General features: G+C 31.2%; 2 protein-coding genes. Both read right to left on the reverse strand.

Annotation, left to right across the window (positions count from 1 at the left end; genetic code table 11):
- Window positions 1-382, reverse strand: a 382-nt coding sequence (locus AABL85_RS17405; protein WP_341311023.1) for a cytochrome-c peroxidase, incomplete at its 3' end; no start/stop codon positions are given.
- A 14-nt stretch (window positions 383-396) separates the two neighbouring features.
- A partial coding sequence (locus AABL85_RS17410; protein WP_341311024.1) for a DUF6850 family outer membrane beta-barrel protein occupies window positions 397-953 on the reverse strand: 557 nt, incomplete at its 5' end.

Here is a 953-nt window from a genome sequence, read left to right on the forward strand (position 1 = left end):
TTGGAGTGTTTCGCTTACCCTTTAAATGATCGTGGCCAAGAGCCACTCTTCTTCTATCGGTCCATCCCATTTCAGGATCGTGACAAGAGCTACATGATATCTGTTCAGATTTAGATAATTTAGGGTCAAAAAAGAGCATCTTTCCTAAGATAACCTCAGGTTTATTTTGGTTTTCAAAATAGAGAGAGTCTCGTTTGATACTTTGCATTTCTGTCCAATTTACTCCTAGGTCTATAAATGGGGGAGGCCATTGAGATATATCGGTTTTATAACGATCTATAATGTGTTGGTATTCGGGATTTTCGTTTGTCCATATCTTGTCAAAGCTGTATAGGAAAAAACATGTAAATCCAATCAATCCAATTATTATATTATTCTTCATTTTATTGTAGTAGTCTAAAAAGTAATTCCTGTGGTAAAGCCTATATATGTATTAGGTTTTTGAGATTTGTATTGTAGATTATTATAATCTAATTTTAAGTATCCACCTATATTAGGACTTAATTTTTGATCATATCTAACACTTACGCTATAGTTGAGAAATGCGCTGTTGTAAATAACATAATCACTGTCTAACCATTGTTTAATGGAAGGAATTATATCTGTATTTCCAAGACTGTGGTTTGTCTTATTTATTTCTCTTTTTTGTATATCTGCACTAAAAGTTACTACATCTTTCGGGCTAAATGTTTTAACATATTGACCTTGTAGTCCAAAGATTCCATATTTGAAGTTGCGATACTTTTTAGAATCAAAGGTTGATTCCTTTATCTCTTTAAGTGCGTAATAAGGAACTACAGACAGCAAATCATCTTGTAATTTGATTTGATAAAGTATTTCTGCTTTAGCTAGTGTTGTTTTATAACTATAATTTTCAGACTCTAATATTTTAGAAAAGTCATTACCTACATTAGAATATAGGATAGAACTCCCTTTTTTATCTAATTTATCAT

It is taken from the genome of Myroides odoratimimus (assembly GCF_038039805.1).
Classification (GTDB): Bacteria; Bacteroidota; Bacteroidia; order Flavobacteriales; family Flavobacteriaceae; genus Flavobacterium; species Flavobacterium odoratimimum_B.